Source organism: Paenibacillus oryzisoli (genome assembly GCF_050467285.1).
Taxonomy (GTDB): Bacteria; Bacillota; Bacilli; order Paenibacillales; family NBRC-103111; genus Paenibacillus_E; species Paenibacillus_E oryzisoli_A.
This window is the reverse complement of sequence record NZ_JBCMUN010000016.1, coordinates 150642-168434: the sequence shown is the minus strand read 5'-3', so window position 1 is coordinate 168434 and position 17793 is coordinate 150642. Positions and strand designations below refer to the sequence as shown.

Here is a 17793-nt window from a genome sequence, read left to right as displayed (position 1 = left end):
CCTCAATTAATAAAAGAAGTATAGCCCATAAATTCTAGATTTCTTTTCATTTTTTTAATTTTCTCCAGTGACTTTTCTAATTTAATTTCTGTTTTTTCGATTATTATTTCAAAACCTGATAAAGAACGGTTAATTGAATTACCTATTAAGAAATCTTCCAACACATCCAAACATGCACCAAGCTGTCTTTTGTTCCCATGAATTTTAGGTAAAATCTTTTGTAATACCGCATAGTCAAATGAGGAATGCCAGTTATGATTAGGAGCTATTTTATTGTACATGGCCATGTACTCAATTACCTCCTTCGTTATTCTATATCCAAAATCAAAGTTTGTAGTTTTTAAAATTTTATATATTCCATCAAGAAGTTTCTCAAGAGTTTGATGCGTTTCCTCATAATTACTCTTATCAAGCATAGAAGCTTTCAATAAGTCCAGTGGATGAAGATCGGAGGAACCTTCTCTCTCTCGGTATTGTATAGATTCATCGAATAACTGTAGGACGTTGGTGACATTTTCAACTTCTATTCTTTTGCTTACTTTATTAAAAAAAGTACTTGGTGATTCTGTTTGTAATTCGATTACATGAGCTCGATCGAGCACTTTGGGAGAGAACATGTAGGTTGTCTCATCGACATTAACAGTGCCAACAATAAAAACATTAGTTGGAAGTGTTATACTTCTGCCAGCTTTGGCAAGTATCTCGGCAGATTCTCTGATAAGTTTACCATCATAAGTCTCATTTTCTTCCGTTGCTATAGTGTCTGCAATTAGTGGAACAAGTTCTTTTTCAATTATACCGAGATTATCATTTGATTTTGCGCTGCGATTTGCTTCCATGATTGAAAGAAATGTACTAAAGTATCTTTCTACATGGGAGAGATTCATTTCATCTAAAATCACAAAAAAAGGCAATGTGGTGTTGTTTGGATGCAACGCTTTGAGTATTAATTTTAGTGTAGGAGTAATTTCAAAAGTCTTTTTACCTTGAGCTCCAAAGGGATTAACATATCCTAGCATGTTTCTAGAGTCTGTCCAATCAGCTCCTACTGGTACGTGAACGTAGCGTTTGCTTTCATTATTCTCTGCAACTGCCAACTGTATGTTATTTCTATCATTTTTCGATATTGCGTCATAGTAATTCACATCTTCGCTAGACACTTGAATATTCATAGAGATAGTAACAGTAAAATCCCTATCACCAAGCTTAGCTGTGAAAATATTAGATTGAAGACAAAGATCACGTACTTCTTCCTCGTCAGAACTTACGATCTTACCTGATCTGTTAATTACAACATCAACCCATTTTTTGTTTGTGTTAGTAGATCCCTCTTCTAAGGCTTCAGCAAATTGAAGGGCTAGTCGCGTTTTACCAGTTCCTGAGCTCCCGGTTAATATTACAAATGGTTTTGCTAATAATGCAGAAACAAAGTTGTTTAGTAATTCCATGTTTAACTACCACCCAATCTATATGACTTAATTAGTTTATTTGGTGCACTTATCATATCAACATAATCATTATGAGTTAATTTTTCAAAATCAGTAGGGGACTTGTCCCAAAATACGCACGATTGAATCAATTGCTCTAAGGGATATTTATCTAATTGGTAATATCCTTTAATTGCACTACTTTGAATAATTCTTGCATCGAGCATTCGGTTAAGAAGGATATTTGCTATTTGGCTTCTATTTTCAGGGGATCTATTGTATAGGTTAAACACTTCTATGTTGTAAATAAAGCCTTTATCAATAGTTGTATTTTCCCTAAATAGCTGAAGTACCTCGTATAGCGGATGTACAACTTTACTATTTATTAACTGGTTTAAGTTTAATAGATAATTAAGTAAGTACTCAGAAGAGACGATCCTACTCTTTAAAAAGTCGATTGCTAGACTGGAGAGATCATATCTTCGATATTTTCCATCTTTAAATACACCTAATTCTCTTCCAAGTGTGTAGGCACTGCTCCACTGTTTAGAGGTTCCTATATATTTTTTTTTACCACCATCAACATAAGCATCTAAAGCTTCGCCAAATCCAACGGCAATTTCATCATCGTCATATTTTTCAACTGCAGCAGTGTAGGCTCTTATTAAATCTTTAAAGTTCGCTTTTCTCCAAATGTCAAAATATAAGCTTTCTTGATTTTTCAAAAGTATCACTCCAAAAAAATATTCTATAATAGCAAAATTATATCATATTAGGTGCTTTTATTTCTGACAACATTTGTATCCGTATACCACTTTAAATCAAATCTATATTATTACTTTGGTAAAGACATTCAATTGCGTGCTAAGGATAAGTTAGGAATCTGTGCGCAGTTTAATGTCTTTAAATTCCACGTGAGGGGAGATATCCGATAAGGTTGAAATCATTTTTTGTGTAAATGAAACACCGTGGCGAGGTTAGATAGACGGGGTGAATATGAAATGAATTGACTGAACTCTAAGAAAATCTGGCTTTAACATTGCTGCTAGTTACTCATCCAGTTTTGGGAGAACTACAATCTAACCTATGGAGGCGTGTAATATCTTGGAAAATGCACATTTAGAAATAAAATCACTACTAGCCAGTTCCCTTAGAGAAAAGCCAGGAAGCTATATTATTGAGCAAATATTTAATCTATTCCCAAAGACAGAAGATTTAATTGAAGTTACTGAGCAAGAGCTTATTGCAATTAAAGGGATTGGGCAAATGAAAGCACGGCAAATTCTGGCCGCGCTAAAGCTTGCTCAGACATTAACGGTCCCCGCTCCTCCTACGTATAAGATTCGAAACCCCGAAGATGTCTATAAGCTCGTGGAACCTGAATTTCGCTATTTGAAGAAGGAACACTTCGTTTGTTTGTTCCTAAATTCAAAGAATGGGGTTATAGCAAAAGAACTTGTATCTGTCGGTTGTCTCAATGCTAGCATTGTTCATCCAAGAGAAGTGTTTCGTCCTGCTATTAAGCGAAGCAGCGCATCAGTCATCTGTGTCCATAATCATCCGAGTGGAAATCCAGAACCAAGCCCTGAAGACATTGCGATTACTAAGCGATTATCAGAGGCGGCAACGATTCTTGGGATTGAGCTTCTCGATCACATTGTTATTGGATATTCCCCCAAATATATCAGCTTAAAAGAACGAGGATTGATGTGATCACATCAATCCTCGTTCTTTTATTATTGAGAGTGTTAGAATTATTAGTTACTAAACTTATATAATGACTGCCATTAGGGATTGTAAAACTCAAAAAAACTTCTAATGGACACTTAAAGATGTAGTAATGGACCTCAGGCACCGATATTGTTTTAAAGGAGTGTAACTGGAAAGAGGTTTTTAATTGATGTTGGTGTTATTACCGGTGAAACGCTAATGGTAAATATAGTGAACACCTAAAACTGCCTAAACGCAGAGCAATGATTATGAATTATATATTATATTTATGACGCTATGCTAGATAGCGGTCTTCCGGAAGGATCGGAACATAGGGATACCGGATCATATGTGTGGTCTGGTACCCCCAGGCTCTAGATTAAGTATCTTCTTTTTCAAAGTGAGGTATCATAGCCTGTACAACATCTAAAATCATCTGTTTCTGACTATTATCTAACCCGTTAACCAAATGTGAAAAATGATTAATGAAAGTGTCGCTAGTAGCTTTGATTGAGTCTTGTAGGAGAGAATCCACAGTGACGCCAAGTGCATTGGCAAGTTTAATTACCGTTTCAAGAGAAGGAGTTCGTTCTGCTCTTTCTATGTGGCCCATGAAAGTGCTTGAGATACCAGAAAGCTCGGCCAGTTGTTCCTGCGATAATTTAAGTTTTAGTCTTTCAGTCCGTAATCTATCACCTAATAGGTTTAAGTTCATATAAAATCCCCTCTTATTCAAACTTTATTTGAAAAGTGGAGACAAATTAAACATCTATAAGGGGTATTTTACTATAACCATAAGTGTTGACTTGGGGTTTATTCGTTGCTACACTGATAATACTTTCCAAATGGTGTTAAAGCATCATTGCTTTCAACGGAGGGGGGACGTGGAGAGTTTTTTGAATCTACGAGATTATTGTTGTGTAACGTCAAAGGATTACTAAACAAATAGAAACGAGGATGAATATGAGACTATCTGCTATGGTAAAAGTACTCCTAACTCTAACACTAGTGTTTTCATGTATGAACGTGGCTTATGCGGAAGACGGAATAACCGTTAAGATTGATAATGTTGTACAAGTTTTTGAACAATCCCCGGTCATAGAAAATGGAAGTACTCTTGTACCAGTGAGGGCAATCTTTGAAAAATTTGGTGCGAAGGTAGAATACAGGGAGGTAAACCAATTTACTAAAGAAGTTAGTATTACTCAAGGGGAGAAGTTTATCACTTTAACATTGGATTTTAGTTCAGCAATTTTAGGTACGTATAAGAACGGAATTGGTTACTCCGATAAAACTTTAAAAATGGAAGTTGCACCAAAGATAATTAATAATACAACAATGATCCCTCTTAGATTTGCAAGCGAGAATTTGGGAGGCAAAGTACTGTGGGATGGAACGACAAGGACAATTCATATTTATACGAATCCCCAAGATCCTAGTATTGCAAAACAATCAGAAGAAATAAAACAAAATGAACAAGTCGCTAATAAAAAACAAGAGGAAGAAAAAAATAAAGAAGCATTGTCAAAGCCAAATGACAAAAATGGTCAATTAATTCAAGTAGGCGATAGAGTGAGGTTTTCATTCTTCTATGGAGAAGTCCAGAAGGTAGATGGTGGGAGAATCCAAGTTTACTGGGATAGCAAAGATGATCTGTGGTTAAAAGACAAAGATGTAGATTATATGGCAATGCTCGCTGGAATTCGTTATAAGTCAACTCAGTGGGTAGATGCTAAGGACTTGGAGTTAGAAAGATAATAAAGTTGATTCTTTAAGGGAGAGGCCTAGCCTCTCCCTATTTTTATTTTAATATTTGTAAGGTGATTCAATTAAATATGATAAACGAAAATATGTGATATCTATTGACTGCCACTATTTGAGGAGAGTTTTAAATACTTCTGTTAGATGCACGACTGCTGCGTTTAAAGATCCAATTGAAATCGTTTCTTTGCCAATTACAGCGTTCTTGGTATCAAGCAATGGAACAAAGCACATTTTTCTGCGGGTAGCCTAAATCTCCCTTTAAGAGCGTTAAACAACGCTTGGGGAACGAATGACTGTGTTTCTTCATACTGAAAATTGCTACATCCTACTAATTGCATAGCGGCAGAATTAATCTTTGCCACACCAGGTATTTCGGTGAGCTCGTCGACAGTAGCATCGAACAATCGAGGGATTGTAGGGTAGTGAGTTAATAGTTTTTTATAAGATAACTGTCTTTAATTGCTATAAGTCATTAATAGAAGACGGATGCATCTAATCAAATTTTATATTTGTAAATATTGATTATAGATCATATCGCAGTCTTTACTTTTTTTTGTGGTTCACTTGTTTGCAGAGGGTAAAATGTAACCGAATTTAATCAAGTATAAAGAACAATAAAGAAACACAAAGAAGGTGGCGGTTTAACATGTTTCATGAGTATAATGACTTAGTAACTGTAGATGAATTTGCAGAAATGCTCCGTATAGGGAAAAACGTTGCATATAAAATTGTTAACTTAGGAGAAGTTAAATCATTTAAAATCGGGGGAACACACAAAATTCTCAAGGAATCAATAATTGAATATATCATCGCAAGTTGCAGCCGAAGAGAATCGGATTGAACTGGAGGAAACTATATTGAAAATTTCAGACGATATAAAAAAGCAACTTTATCATTTCGAGAATATAGAACTAAATGGGACTCTCCACATCTCAAACGCAGATCAACTTATGTCTTCTATTACCCTCGGAGAGAGGGTAATGGCAGTATGTGATAGTCTTGAGCTAGATTTTTCAATTGCTAAAGACATGTTGCTCAAATATGGGGTTCATCAAATTAAGAAAAAATCGATAACCTTAACAGCAAATGAGAAAACCCTGCTTGAAAACTTTGCTGATGATACTTTAGGTGAACGAACTTTGGGAGATATATTAAATGAAACCCACTTTACTGACCCAGAAGCATATTTTAAGATGTATGATAGTTCCATCATGCGATTATTCCCTGTGAAAAAAGAGTTAGAGAGATCAAGTCTCTCAAAACAAATGTTCAAGGACATCCCTATCAGCTATGACCATTTAGAATATGGTAAAGAGTCCGGGCTAGGCTTTAATGCAAGATGGCATCCGTATTCCCATAAGTTAGGGTCATTTTTTCAGTTATACATGGAATGCGGTGTTTTGAGAGCGAAAATGGCGATTAATACTGCACCGCACAATATGAATATTACTAGTAATAAACTTTTGTTTGAAAAGTTACTATACCACTATGGAAAATATCAGGAGCTACTGACTGCACTTCCAAGTGAGTATGACATTTCAGAAGATTTGCTTCTTTTTGAGCGAAAAACTGATTTGTTTTTTTTACTTAAAGCCTACTCTATGCTTATTAACGATGAATGGTTTAATTCCATAGAATTTCACAAGCAAGAAGAATACCTGAAAGTTCTCAGTGCATTCACACTAGTAGATGACTTGAAATTAAAAATATACCTTGTCGAGAGATTTATTGCGGAAGGGTCAATTTTTATGTATGCAGATTTTGCACTGGGTTATATCCCATTACTCCGCCTTCTCTTTATTCAAATTCCACTAATGAGAGAGATCATGAATGATGCATTAGTGTATACCAGTTCAAACGTTATTAAAGAAAGAGAAAAAGCCAAAAAGGTAAAGATTAGGTTAAATAATTATCGAATTGTAGAGAACTTCCATTGTTATAATATCACTGAACTTCAAAGTGAGCCACTGTTTAAAATTGACGTTAAGGAACTAGGACATTCAGAGTTATTCTTCAGGCTTTATAAAAAGGTGTATAAAATTCGTGAAGTTAAAAAAGAGTTTATTGAGCAAACAACTAATAAAATTAGCAAGATTATACATGAAAACAGTGATGTACTATTCGGGGAATGGGACAGCCACATAGAGGCTATTTTATATTCAATAGCTGATCAATTTAAGACAGAGGGAGAATACTTATCATTAATCAAGCCTGAAGAAGAGAATAATATTATTGATGCTGATGCAATCAATTTTCATTTTGATCGAAAAGCTATGGTAAGGAAATTGGAGGAAAGTGGAATTAATTTTGAAAACCTAGGTTGGTAGCAGAAAAAACTTTATGAAAACCACTATTCCAGTTTCGGAATAGTGGTTTTCAATGTTTTCAAGGCTTTGTAGCAGTAGGATGAGCTACGTGGTGAATACCCCCACTGAAAATAGGGAGTTACACTTGGCATTGTAAAGCAACATTATAAAACAAGGAGTGGTGGTAATGAAACAAGAACCGGTTAGTGTGTTCTCTGCCGAAGAAGAGAAGTATCTGAAAAAAATGAAGAAGGGTGAGAGCATTCAGTTCATGTCTGCTGACGGTGTAGAGTTTTTCGCTTGCTTAGACAAGAGCAAGATACAATCTTTAGCTTTTATCTTATGTCATATATCCGAAGGGAGAAAGGCCTGCTTTGGAAAGGTAGCAGATCAGACAATACAGTTTCCCTTGGCGGATAATGATTTTTTAAGAGTCTTTTTTGATCGGCGTGATAAAGATAACCTTAAATTTTACGTTAATGATAACGGAGATACGGTGAAGTACTCTAGTAGATACAGTTCAGAACTGAAAAATGAGAGGTTTGTAATGTTTCTAGAAGATGAATACTTTGCTCAATTAGTGTTATTTGATAGCAGTTTGAAGCATAAGATAAGCCAAATTATTGTCACTGATAAGAGCACTAAGACGAACATTCGAACGATAGCTTTAAGTCACATATCCCAATTAATCCCAGAGATTAAATGGACTCAGGTAATGGGAGGTTCATTTGAACCTGAAGAGGATGGAGAGTAGTATGGCAAAAAAACATAGTTTTGAAAGGCTAATTGATTTTAAACCAGGAACCATTTCAAAAAAATTCGCTGATATCAATGGTACCAGAATTGATGAAGATGCTAGTCTTCTTGCTAATTATGGAGACGGTACTATTTCAAAAGAAACAATAGAAGAGTTTAGGGCTGATGTCGATGAAGAGATTCCGAAGGAATCTCTTCAAGAAAAGGTTAATTTAACTAGCGATAAAGATTTAAAGGAAAAAAAGGGGGAAAAGTCCGGAGGGATTGAGTATGATCTCTACATTAAACTGCTTGAGCAGAACCAACTTATATGTTGTCAAGGCAATGTTTTCAAACTCAATCAGAATGGCTGCTTTGACGAGCTCTCTAAAGTCGACCTTAGAATACTGATTAGAGCTAATTGGCCGGAGAAAATAAAGAGGCTACTAAATAAACAGAAAGTCGATGAGATTATTGATCGTGTAGTTCATTCGGAAGAATTACAAATCAATTTTGAAGAATTTGATAATTACTCACATCTTTTGAATTTTGAGAACTGTGTATTGGATGTTCGAACTATGGAAAAAACACAACAAGATAAGAAATACTTATTTACTTCATACATTCAAGCAAACTATACGGAAAGAATGTTGCGTGAAAGTATTTTTATGGAGTTCATCAATGTATGTACACAAGGTGATGAAGAGAAGGTTTTACTTATTCAAGAAATATTTGGCTATTGCATATCTAATTACTGTAATGCTAAGAAATGGTTTGCTTTTATTGGGAAACCAAACTCGGGAAAAAGTACAATTCTAGAAATTCTCCAACGACTAATTGGAGCAAAATATACTAGTGCCGTGCCTTTGCACAGATTAAGCGAAAGATTTCTTATAGCAGAGTTATTTAGAAAAAAACTAAACATCAGCGGCGAGTTACATAACGGTGACATTAGGTACTTTGATACACTTAAAGCATTGACGGGTAATGACGCTATGGTTGCTGAGCGAAAGGGCGAAGCCCCTTTTTATTTTATCAATAGAGCCAAGTTGGTGTTTGCTGGCAATCAAATGCCCTTAGTATCGAAACTCGACAGTACAACAGCGTTTACAGATAGAATTGTCTTTCTGCTGTTTGATTACTCAGTACCGGAAGAAGAGCGTGACTACAGTCTACTACACAAGATTATGGAGGAGAGAGATTTTATTGTAAGTTGGGCAATTGAGGGGTTAAAACGATTAATGCAGAATAGATTTGTATTTACTGAACCACAGGATTCGAAATTCTTTAAAAAACAGTATATACGTAATCAAAACAATGCTCTTGAGTTTGTTAAAGATAGATGTGAACTAGACAGTCACTATAAAGTCCTTAGAAGAGATCTTTATGATGAGTACCAAAATTACTGCAATGAGAACTGCATGAGGGTAATGACAAAAGAAGAGTTTTTCGCGGAAATATCCAAATTACCCGTAGAAGCACATAAATTTAGATATCGCGGTTCCAATCCCTTATACGGCTTCCAAGGAATTGCTCTAAATTCACATGTGAAATAATTTTCAGTTAAGAAAGCAATTTTGTTGTCTACATTATCTACAACTTCCGGGAATCCTTGATTTTACTAGCTTTTAAGACTAATTAAGTGTAGAGGGGGTAATCTACATTCACTCTACATAGAATCTACAATTGATTGGCGGAACCCGTCTTTCTAGGATCTGAAAATCTATATTATTAACTGGAGGAGATATAGAATGGCAAAAGATCAAGAACGTATCTGTTTCACCGTTTCAGAATTAGCTGAAATATTGCCACTTGGGAAGAACTCGCTTTACAAATTAGTTAATCGCAATGATTTCCCGAAAGTTAAAGTTGGAAAGAAAATATTGATTCCTGCTATTGGTCTGACAAAGTGGCTAGAAGACAATAGCGGCCTTATCAGCTAGCAGAAGGAGGGCGTGAAGATGAAGAGGCGAGTTCCAGTGGGTCATGATTCAAATCAGGAATGTTGGTACGGCAAAATCGATGGTCAAAAACATAATTTGGGATGTGGAGAGAGTTTTGAGATTCCCCAGGCGTTATCTTAACTTTTTTCCGGAAAAGAAAGGAAGATTGATGTGGCAGGGAGTATACAAAAGGTAAATAACCGCTTTAGAATTACGAAAGAACTTGGTAAAGACAGCAACGGGAAAAGGCTCAGGGAGTATGCATACGCTTCTACAGAAGCAGAAGCTAAAAAACTATTAGCTGAGTTTGAATACAATCTGCAACGGAACTTGCTTGTGCAATCTAGTGATATAAATTTGTTAGAATTCCTGGAGCACTGGATGGACAATTATGTGAAATATAATTGTGAAGAAACGACTGCATATGGGTATAGGAACATTGTTTATAAGCATATAGCTCCGTTCCTAGGTGATATCCCACTACAGAAGCTACAACCAAAACACATTCAGCAGTACTATAAGCATTTAATTGATGAAAAGAAGCTATCTCCGAATACTGTCCATAAACATCATGCCAGTCTAAGAAAAGCATTAGATTATGGATTGAAACAACAATACGTGTACAGAAATGTAGCAGATGCTGTTTCACTACCAAAAAGAAAAAGATTCGAGGGTAAATCTTATACAAAAGAGCAATTGAGCTTATTGTTAGAAAAGGTGCGTGATACCAAACTAGAATTACCAGTTAAGCTCTGTGTGTTTCTAGGGCTAAGACGTGAGGAGGTTTGTGGATTGAAGTGGGAATGGGTTGATCTTCAAAATCGAACACTTAAAATTCAGGAAGTAAGGACGGTTGCAGGGAAACATGTGATTGTTAAGCCACCCAAAACCGAAAAAAGTAGAAGAACCTTGTTTGTGGAAGATGAACTCTATGACATTTTGCTAAAGACTCAAAAACGGCAAAAAGAATTAAAGCAACTTCTAGGAAAAGATTACGAAGATAGTGGTTACGTATTTACCCGTGATGATGGCAAACCTTATAGGGTAAATTCAGTAACAGAGAGATTCAAAGAATTTCTTGAGAATAATAATCTTCCTCGGTTGAGGCTTCACGATCTTAGGCACTCTTTTGCAAGTATTCTATATGATGAAGGCGTAGATCTATTGGCAATATCCCAAGCATTGGGACACAGCGACCTAAGCACTACGAGTAGGGTATACCTCCATACCTTTGACAAAAATCACAAGAATACAGTAAGTGCCATGAGTTCGGCTTTAAGAATTAACAAATAATGGTTCATGGCATGAAGAAGCACGGTTCTTAGTGCTTCTTTTTCTGTGTCATAAAGTATGCTTTATGACACACTCTAAAAGAACTAGTTTCTACATGCCAAAACACCGTGGAATTGCTTTTGGCATGTGCCGCGGCTAGTAAGGGTGTTTTGGCAAAAATAATCGAGGGGGGAATACAATTGAGGATAGGATACGGGAGAGTATCAGCTAAAGATCAGAACCCTGAAAGGCAGCTTGTTAAATTTAGAGAGTTGGGAATTGATGAGCGATACATATTTGTCGATAAACTAAGTGGGAAGGATTTTAATCGACCTCGTTATCAGGCCATGCGTCTAATGATTAGGGAAGGAGACTTGGTTTATATAGATGCCCTAGATCGGTTGGGGCGTGATTATGATGGGATTATATCTGAGTGGAAGTACATCACTAGGGAACTGAAAGCAGATATAGTTTGCTTGGACAATGAAACATTATTTGATTCTAGGAAGTTTCGAACAATGGGTGACTTTGGCAAAGTAATGGAAGATCAATTTTTAAGTTTACTTGCGTATGTAGCTGAACAAGAAAGGAAGAAGAACAGACAGCGACAAGCTGAGGGCATCGAGGTAGCTAGGGCTAGCGGCGTAAAATTTGGTCGAAAAAGGATAGAGATTGATGAAGCCTTCATTAAGGTGTACAAGCAGTGGAGATCAGGTGTGATTTCGGCTACCGAAGCTATGAAAGAGTTGAATATAAAGCATCGGACATTTTATAGACGTGTGCGCGAATATGAGGAGGAATTACTATAAATTGATTGGACAATCCAGTCTGAATTAAGAATATCTGAAAGTTCGGATTGTTTTAGTAAGAAAGATCGGATATTCTAGGAGTATTGCATTGTTTTGTTAATAAATGGATTTTCATTAAAAAGCAGTATTTGTTTTAGGGGGGTATTATGGCTGCTACCGTTACAGTCGATCAAATTAAAAATGTGATTAGAGAACATTTCAAAAAATCAAATGTAATACCCAACATACTAGGAGAAATAGTTGTTTCTTCAGGTATTGGTCAAGGTGGAAATGCACTTGTATTCGAAGCCAAATGGGGAAATAATCCAGTTGCACTAAAAGTATTGGCTGAGGATTGCTCGCAAAGTATAACAACTAGAACAAAAAGGTTTTTTACTGAGGTTCGGGAAATTATCCAGCTCTCAGATACCTCCGCAGTTGTACCAATTTATCATTTTGATTTTATTGAGATAAACGATCTAAAGCTTCCTTATATGATTATGAGGTTTTACCCCTATACTTTAAAATCTTGGTTAGAGGTAAATCCCATTGATAACCTTGAGGAATTATTACCTATTATGATACAACTAATGAATTGCATTAATGTTATTCATAGCAATAATATTATACACAGGGATCTCAAGCCGGAAAATATATTAATGAGTGAAAATGGGAAGCTAGTATTAGGCGATTTCGGGATTGCTTGGTTTGATCCTGAGCATTACGAAAGAATTACTAAAACGACCACAGGAGAAAGGTTAGCTAATTATGCATTTTCTCCACCAGAACAATTTGAAAAAAGACCAATAGTCAAATCGACAAATGATATTTATGCATTTGGTCAAATAATTCAATGGATAATTACTGGTGAAACTCATAAAGGTACAGGTCGACACACTCTGGCTTCAGTAGATAGTTCTCTCGCTCCCATTGATTCTATTATTAACTCGATGCTACAGCAGGATCCTCTCAAACGTCCTCAGACTATTGGTGAAGTCAAAATGCAGCTTGAGGAGTCCTTGAAGCCCAAGAGAAAGAATGAATATGAAACTGTATATAACGATTTACAAAAGTTTAATGCAATTCTTCGTGAAGCCTTCCCAGGTACAAGAGGTATCTTTAATGTAAATCAAGCGGAAAAAATTGAGCTTGTTTTATCATTGCTCTCAGCTAATGTAGGGGACATTAATCTATGGTGGACACAAGGCTATTCTAACTCGGCGATTCCAGAGATAAAAAAGTTACCTAATGGATTATGGTTAATTGAAGGCGAAGAAAGTGATGTTGAGGAAATCTGGATAAACAAAACGCATTCTTATAATAGAGATTTTATACTGCTAAAAACAAGGCCAATGCAACCTTTCGGTTTATATAATAATCTACTTGAAGACGAATATGAAGAGGCTGGTTTGCATAACGGAGTATATATAAAGAGGTCTGAATTTGATGATGGTTTTGCCATTATCGACGGCAAAAGTGTTAAGCTTGACGCTTCTACAGAGCTAAGAACGCGCCATTTGGTAACTGAGTATAAATTTATAATAACTAATTCTCACTCCCTTGCCTTAATAGAGAATGATGAAATCACCGATACAGTATATGAAGGGATAAAGCAATTCCCTCAAAAAACTGATCAACTGTTGGCTAAACTCAATAAAACTAAAATACATCCCGTTTCCGCAATGCATAAGTAAATTATTGTACAGTCGGGATATATGACACGATAACAAGCAACGTGGATTATTCTGAACTCCTGTCCGTTTTTGTAGACATACTGTAGACAAAAGCCTTATGATTAGATAATCAGTTATAATATTCGATAATATAAGACAACCTATAAGATATTAGAAGCCTTATCATGTAAGCTTTTAAGGGACATAATAAATCTATAAGTGACAAAGTAGAATTGGAGGGACAACAGTTCGACTCCCCTCACCTCCATTACTGAAAACCCTGTACGTGATTTCGGTATCGTAATTGTTGATATCGGTCGAAGGTTGAATCACAATACGGTCGACGTACTCTTGGAGCACTTGTTTTTTGTCCTCGTCATCACCGGACAAAAGCAGGTGCTTCTTGTCATTTATGATGCTCAAAATTAAATCATCGTCGATCTCTTTGGCTGCCTGCATGATCGTTATTTTGTGCAGCTCATATTCCAATGCTTCCTGGCGCTGCTGGGCCTCAACGATTCGCTCCTCAAGACCTCGAATACCCTTCCCTAGAGACCGTATCCAGTTTTCTACAGTTTGCTCCAATTCCTTTAGCTCGTTCTTAATAGGAGCGATTTCAGCGCGGCCGTCACTGCGCTGCTTATCGTACAGTTCCTTAACCCTCGCAATGATTTCAGATGTTCCAGCCTCTGAAAAGCAGGTATCAAGCAGTTTCTCAATCGCGAGTGACTCGATATCGTCTTTGCGGATGCTGGTGTTTCCGCATTTTCCCTGGCATTTGTAATAGGTAAGCAGCGTGTTGTCTGCGCTCTTCGAGTTGCGATATGAGTTGCCTGCATACAATGCCCCGCATTGACCACATGTGATTTTCCCCGTCAGCAGATAGTTCACCTTCGCTTTCATCCTTCCTGCAGTTCGTTTTCGCTCACTCATCTTAGCATTGACCCGTTCCCACAATGCGGAGTCGATAATGGCAGGGATTATGCCAGGGATGAAAATTTGCTGCTCGGCTGCCTTTTTTTTGTTGGTGTTTCTCTTTCCATCCTCGTCCTTTTCACTGGATACGTCCCAGGTAAAGTCCCCTTTGTATTTCCGGTTACTTGCCCATTCTCCGAAGCTATTCTTTGTGAACTTTCGGCCTTCTTGAGTTCTGAAACCCTTCTCATTGATGGCATCCGCGATCCCCTCAAGAGGAAGGCCGTTATCAATGCCTTGAAAGTAAATTTGGACAGCTCTATATCTGTCTTCATCAATTTCCAGTTTACGGGTTTCTTTGTTGACTTTCAATCCGTATGGTGGCCGCCCACCGGTGTGTATCCCCTTCATTGCGTTTTCCAGCATTCCTTTACGCGATTCTCTGGCAAGATTCATCGAATAATACTCGGCCATTCCTTCAAGGACTGATTCTAGTATGACGGATTCAGGGGAGTCATCGAGCTGCTCGAGAACGCTCTCCACGCGAACGCCGTTCTTTTTCAGGATACGTTTATAATGGGCGCTGTCGTACCGGTTACGGGCGAACCTGTCCAGCTTATGGACAACTACAATATCGAATAAGCGCTTGGCTGAGTCTGCGATCATACGTTGGAAGCTTGGGCGCCGGTCTGTGGTCGCGGATCGTTCCTCATCCGGGTATGACTCCACAAGGACGTAACCCTTGCGCTGGCAGTAATCCTGGATCGCACGTAGTTGGGCTGTGATGGACTCTTCACGCTGGTTGTCTGAGCTGTAGCGCGGGTAGGCCGCGGCGCGGATAAGTTTAGTCATGGGTTCACCTTCTTAACTGCGATTTTGGAAAAGCACATCGAGATAAGCCTTTATCAACTGTTTGTCCTGATCGGTGAGTTGGTAGCCGTTGTATGTGATTTCTGGTTGGTTGAGATAAGTGGTAATTTCTTTTAATGCATTGCCAGAAATTTTCCTAATATCGATTTCAAAATTATCACTTTTGACTTTTTGTAATAGATTAAGAAGCCTTTCAATCTTTTCGGTTTGTTCCCAGTCTCCAAGTCTAGGGACTAATTCATCATCTGGTTCTTTGTCGTATAAATGTCCTTTTAAACTATTAACAGTGATAGTTGGATTTTTAAGTGATTCAATAAGTTGCTTTCGAAAATCATCTATTTCTTTTTGTAGATACCTATTTTTCTCAACGCTTTCTTTCAATACATCTTGTATGGCGAAAATTATATTGTAAACTGCGGCGTCCAAGTCGCTCATCAAGTGTCCCGCCTTAATCATTAATTCCTTCTCAGAATAATCATAAGCTTTTGCGAGCGACTTTATAGTTTCGAGCGACGGCTTATCCTTCTCACCTTTTTCAAGTGACCTAAGATAAGTATGGCTGATACCGATTTTCATGGCGGCTTCACGTAAAGGGATTTTACCGCGTAAGTTTCTAAGTATGGTACCAAGTTCAGTATTCATAATAATCCTCCATGCATCGTACAGTATAGAATAATTGTAAAGCATTGACGAACAAAAATAAAGTTTTTTGTAATTTATGTATTTACAAAAGACTTTTAACGCTGTATATTGAATTTGTAAACACTTAGATACCACCCTTGGAGGTGAACCTTTTTGCAAAATAAAGTTAAATATTTGAGGCGAAGTCAGGAATACGATGTTACTCAAGAGCAATTAGCAAAATCTGTAGGCGTGTCTAAATCCACTATATCTGCACTTGAAAGGGGTGGAGGGATTTCTGCGGAGTTAATGCTTAGAATCGCATGTTATTTTAATAAAGATCCTCGTGAAATTTTTTTTGCAGATGATGTAAACGATCAGATAACAAAATTTGAAATAAAGGTTTAGATGTTAGAAGAAAGGAGTTCAACCATGAGGGCAAACATCAATGTCACCGTGAAAACCGTCGAGCATCCGGAGCAGTCCAATCTAACAAATTTGTGGGCCAATCTAATTCTCAAGGAGATTCTGCGGCGTGAAAGCCAGATTGAGAATGTACAGGCGGAGGGGGATCTCGCATGCGGTTCTACGGCGTTCGCAGGGGCTTCCTGGGATTCTGGAAGAGTGGGCCGCAGATAAGGGCATCTCTACCTATATGAGGCACACAAGCCCTGATGGCAAGCAGTACATGATGGATGAGCACGGTCGGTCGACACCGGTGAGGAAGAAGCGGCCAAGACATTTGAAGCTCATATCGGGGCTCAAATGGCAATCGCCGGATTTGAATCAATAAATTTTGGGGGGAGAGTGTCCGTATGAACAAAAATGTGTTTCAAATGGCTATTACTTCAGCTATGAAAACGAAAGTGGCTGGTGCTATTGATTCTCTTCTTAATGATCAAAATTATGCTCGAGAAGATATTGCTTCCGACCTCACACAGGTTGTTGTGCAACTGCATGAAGAAGAAGCTGTGCTTTTAGAACAATTGAAAAAGCCGGCTCCGACAACATTCAATGAAAATGTACCTGCTCTGTCCAAGCAAGCTGTAATTGGCTATGCGCTCTTGGCTGCCGTGAAGGCGGGGGTGGAGTCTGAACAGTTGCATCAGCTTGTGCATGAACTTCACGGTGTGTTTGAGAAGACATCAATTAAAGAGGCTGCTCAATGTTACCGCAGCTCCAATTACTAAATTACGGGAGGCGTTTACCATGTCCAAACTAGAAACGAGCAACGATCCGTCAGTTGTTGAGCTGCGCATGTTGGTGAAAGAGTTCTGCGTCGAAGCGATCCAGGAGGACCGGGTGGATTGGGTTCTGAAGAATATCGCAACATTTCTAAATGAAAATGCTTCCTCCGCTAAAATGGCGAAGCAGCTCACCGCTTACACCTTCAAGGCCATGGGCGTAATCATGGAGCGCATGATTCGGCATTGCGGTCAGCCAGTCGGGACATGGGTATCCAATGAAGAAGGGGGTGGTTACCGTCTCGAGACGTACTGCAAGCATTGCGGATGGGTCGAGAAATATGGAGAAATCGAACGCGAAGAAGCCGCCCCCTCGGCACAAGGGAACGGCTCCACAGAAAGCTCGGAATAGCACTTATAGCATCATATTAACACATTTTCGATGAAAAAGGGGGATCGTCTATGTGCTGTGCAATTTGCAGCAAATCTAATTTGAGAAGGTGAGATCGTGGCCTGTTTTCTCAGAAAATTTTTGGCGCCTCTTACGACGTTTCGTATGCAATGCCAGGTGAAAGCATGGCTGCG

General features: G+C 37.8%; 20 protein-coding genes. 14 read left to right on the top strand and 6 right to left on the bottom strand.

What is annotated here, in order from left to right; all coding sequences use genetic code 11:
- Window positions 1-2: 2 nt before the first annotated feature.
- Window positions 3-1448 (bottom strand): McrB family protein, encoded by a 1446-nt coding sequence (locus tag ABE504_RS25320; RefSeq protein WP_430094330.1) that lies wholly within the window; start codon window positions 1446-1448, stop codon window positions 3-5.
- 2 nt (window positions 1449-1450) lie between these two features.
- A complete protein-coding gene (locus ABE504_RS25315; protein ID WP_430094206.1) occupies window positions 1451-2152 on the bottom strand; it encodes a hypothetical protein in 702 nt (233 codons plus the stop codon).
- 379 nt (window positions 2153-2531) lie between these two features.
- On the opposite strand from ABE504_RS25315, the gene radC reads away from it, so the two are divergent.
- The gene (radC, locus tag ABE504_RS25310) at window positions 2532-3140 is read left to right on the top strand and encodes a RadC family protein (protein WP_430094203.1); all 609 of its coding nucleotides are present in this window, start codon (window positions 2532-2534) and stop codon (window positions 3138-3140) included.
- A gap of 376 nt (window positions 3141-3516) precedes the next feature.
- Here the strand turns inward: radC and ABE504_RS25305 are convergent, their stop codons facing one another.
- Window positions 3517-3852, bottom strand: coding sequence for a helix-turn-helix domain-containing protein (locus tag ABE504_RS25305; RefSeq protein WP_430094200.1), 336 nt, complete (start codon window positions 3850-3852; stop codon window positions 3517-3519).
- Window positions 3853-4115: 263 nt separating this feature from the next.
- On the opposite strand from ABE504_RS25305, the gene ABE504_RS25300 reads away from it, so the two are divergent.
- A complete protein-coding gene (locus ABE504_RS25300) occupies window positions 4116-4895 on the top strand; it encodes a copper amine oxidase N-terminal domain-containing protein (RefSeq protein ID WP_430094197.1) in 780 nt (259 codons plus the stop codon).
- A gap of 114 nt (window positions 4896-5009) precedes the next feature.
- Here ABE504_RS25300 and ABE504_RS25295 read toward each other — a convergent pair whose 3' ends face one another.
- Window positions 5010-5132 carry a JAB domain-containing protein gene (locus ABE504_RS25295; protein WP_430094195.1) on the bottom strand — a complete coding sequence of 41 codons (123 nt, stop codon included), beginning with the start codon at window positions 5130-5132 and terminating at the stop codon, window positions 5010-5012.
- A 415-nt stretch (window positions 5133-5547) separates the two neighbouring features.
- Here ABE504_RS25295 and ABE504_RS25290 point away from each other — a divergent pair, with 415 nt between their 5' ends.
- The 8 genes from ABE504_RS25290 to ABE504_RS25255 all read left to right on the top strand — a co-directional run bounded on the left by ABE504_RS25290 (window position 5548) and on the right by ABE504_RS25255 (window position 13639).
- Window positions 5548-5742 (top strand): helix-turn-helix domain-containing protein, encoded by a 195-nt coding sequence (locus tag ABE504_RS25290; RefSeq protein ID WP_430094193.1) that lies wholly within the window; start codon window positions 5548-5550, stop codon window positions 5740-5742.
- A 16-nt stretch (window positions 5743-5758) separates the two neighbouring features.
- Window positions 5759-7228: a hypothetical protein gene (locus ABE504_RS25285; protein ID WP_430094190.1), complete on the top strand. Its 1470-nt coding sequence runs from the start codon at window positions 5759-5761 to the stop codon at window positions 7226-7228.
- Between the two features lie 166 nt (window positions 7229-7394).
- A complete protein-coding gene (locus ABE504_RS25280; RefSeq protein ID WP_430094187.1) occupies window positions 7395-7961 on the top strand; it encodes a hypothetical protein in 567 nt (188 codons plus the stop codon).
- A 1-nt stretch (window position 7962) separates the two neighbouring features.
- Complete coding sequence (locus ABE504_RS25275; RefSeq protein ID WP_430094184.1) at window positions 7963-9498, top strand: DNA primase family protein; 1536 nt, start codon at window positions 7963-7965, stop codon at window positions 9496-9498.
- 195 nt (window positions 9499-9693) lie between these two features.
- Complete coding sequence (locus ABE504_RS25270) at window positions 9694-9885, top strand: helix-turn-helix domain-containing protein (RefSeq protein ID WP_430094182.1); 192 nt, start codon at window positions 9694-9696, stop codon at window positions 9883-9885.
- Window positions 9886-10056: 171 nt separating this feature from the next.
- Window positions 10057-11178: a site-specific integrase gene (locus ABE504_RS25265; protein WP_430094180.1), complete on the top strand. Its 1122-nt coding sequence runs from the start codon at window positions 10057-10059 to the stop codon at window positions 11176-11178.
- A 179-nt stretch (window positions 11179-11357) separates the two neighbouring features.
- Complete coding sequence (locus tag ABE504_RS25260) at window positions 11358-11966, top strand: recombinase family protein (RefSeq protein ID WP_430094178.1); 609 nt, start codon at window positions 11358-11360, stop codon at window positions 11964-11966.
- Between the two features lie 146 nt (window positions 11967-12112).
- Entirely contained in the window at window positions 12113-13639 is a 1527-nt protein-coding gene (locus tag ABE504_RS25255; protein WP_430094176.1) for a serine/threonine-protein kinase, read from the top strand.
- A gap of 192 nt (window positions 13640-13831) precedes the next feature.
- On the opposite strand, the gene ABE504_RS25250 is transcribed toward ABE504_RS25255, so the two are convergent.
- Together ABE504_RS25250 and ABE504_RS25245 are read right to left on the bottom strand one after the other, a co-directional pair.
- A complete protein-coding gene (locus tag ABE504_RS25250; protein WP_430094174.1) occupies window positions 13832-15385 on the bottom strand; it encodes a recombinase family protein in 1554 nt (517 codons plus the stop codon).
- A gap of 12 nt (window positions 15386-15397) precedes the next feature.
- Window positions 15398-16045 carry a helix-turn-helix domain-containing protein gene (locus ABE504_RS25245; protein WP_430094171.1) on the bottom strand — a complete coding sequence of 216 codons (648 nt, stop codon included), beginning with the start codon at window positions 16043-16045 and terminating at the stop codon, window positions 15398-15400.
- A 153-nt stretch (window positions 16046-16198) separates the two neighbouring features.
- Here ABE504_RS25245 and ABE504_RS25240 point away from each other — a divergent pair, with 153 nt between their 5' ends.
- From ABE504_RS25240 to ABE504_RS25225, 4 genes are all read left to right on the top strand, one after another.
- Window positions 16199-16432, top strand: a complete 234-nt coding sequence (locus tag ABE504_RS25240) for a helix-turn-helix transcriptional regulator (protein WP_430094169.1) — start codon at window positions 16199-16201, stop codon at window positions 16430-16432.
- A 24-nt stretch (window positions 16433-16456) separates the two neighbouring features.
- Window positions 16457-16663 (top strand): hypothetical protein, encoded by a 207-nt coding sequence (locus ABE504_RS25235; RefSeq protein WP_430094168.1) that lies wholly within the window; start codon window positions 16457-16459, stop codon window positions 16661-16663.
- A gap of 176 nt (window positions 16664-16839) precedes the next feature.
- Complete coding sequence (locus tag ABE504_RS25230; RefSeq protein WP_430094166.1) at window positions 16840-17214, top strand: hypothetical protein; 375 nt, start codon at window positions 16840-16842, stop codon at window positions 17212-17214.
- 19 nt (window positions 17215-17233) lie between these two features.
- Window positions 17234-17620 carry a hypothetical protein gene (locus ABE504_RS25225; protein ID WP_430094165.1) on the top strand — a complete coding sequence of 129 codons (387 nt, stop codon included), beginning with the start codon at window positions 17234-17236 and terminating at the stop codon, window positions 17618-17620.
- The last annotated feature ends 173 nt before the right edge of the window (window positions 17621-17793 follow it).